Origin of the sequence: Dyella japonica DSM 16301 (assembly GCF_001010355.1) — a bacterium.
In the GTDB taxonomy this organism is placed as follows: domain Bacteria; phylum Pseudomonadota; class Gammaproteobacteria; order Xanthomonadales; family Rhodanobacteraceae; genus Dyella; species Dyella japonica.
Genome location: NZ_JPLA01000062.1, coordinates 1 through 1,036, shown reverse-complemented (window position 1 = coordinate 1,036; position 1,036 = coordinate 1). Strand labels below are relative to the sequence as shown.

The window sequence follows — 1,036 nt, the reverse complement described above, 5'->3', positions numbered from 1 at the left end:
GTGATGTAACCAGTCTAGTGACGATTGAATCTTTACGTCTAGAATCCTTGGCAGAGATCTAAGAGCCGCCCCGCGGCGTTACTATAACGTCCCGTGATCGTCAGTGAGGTGATTGTTACGTCATGTGACTGTTGCGCGCTCTATTGTAACGTTGTTTATTGTTGCACGCATTATTATTTTTTATTTGATTAGTGTGCTATCTATTACATGACTATACTGTACCGTCCAGTATAATTACGTCTGTTACTATCCACCTGCCCACTGTGTGCTGTCTATGTATGTGCGGCCTGGTGTGTTCGGCGTGTGCTGTTACCTGGTATTTTCAGCACGCTCGCGCTACCTGGTATTTCCGGCACACCATCTACCGCATAGTCCCGGATGTTATTATTATGAAACACAACTAAAAAAATTCTAAAATAGTGCAGATAATAGTTGCATCTGATACCCTGCTGTCATATTATAAACGCGTGGGGTAAAGGGGGTTTTAAAGCGGGACACGGGTTCCGCGCCCGCTTCACCCGAAGGGAGATTGCATTATGTCCATTATCTACTTACCGCGTTCTATGTCCCAGTCCATGATCACCAAACGTATTATCGGCAAGCGCCTGCACCAACTGGGCCTTACTGCGGAAAAGGTTGACGGGGGTTGGGGTTTTGACGAGTATCTGGTAATGCTCCCGGGCAACGAAAAATATTCCAGCACCGCGTTATATATTCGCATTAACGAGGACGGCACTGTCAGCTCTTATAGCGTAATGTACGGTAGACCAGTATGCCAAGCGAATAGCCTTTGGTCTGTGTTCTGCTTCATCACAATGATAGCTAAAGCTATCCAACAATGATAGCGTGCTAATGGTTGCCCATTGTTACAGTGGGCTCCCACTAGCAATCCGCTAGAACAACATGGAGATAATTACAATGGTTACTATCACCCGCGTAGCAAAAGATGCTCGCTTCTTCACCAATATGTCTAACGCTCGCCGTGCCTTGAAAAAGGTTCTGGATGTGGACACTGCGACAGCTAACAGCTTTATTC

Annotated in this window: 1 protein-coding gene; it reads left to right on the top strand. The window is 46.2% G+C overall.

Going from position 1 to position 1,036, the window contains the following annotated elements; all coding sequences use genetic code 11:
• The first annotated feature begins 536 nt into the window (after positions 1-536).
• Positions 537-842: a hypothetical protein gene (locus tag Y882_RS17745; protein ID WP_046973292.1), complete on the top strand. Its 306-nt coding sequence runs from the start codon at positions 537-539 to the stop codon at positions 840-842.
• Positions 843-1,036 lie beyond the last annotated feature (194 nt).

Bases quoted from the DNA above. Each gene is read 5' to 3' on its own strand.
- Y882_RS17745 (WP_046973292.1), top strand. From the start codon at position 537: ATGTCCATTATCTACTTACCGCGTTCTATGTCCCAGTCCATGATCACC.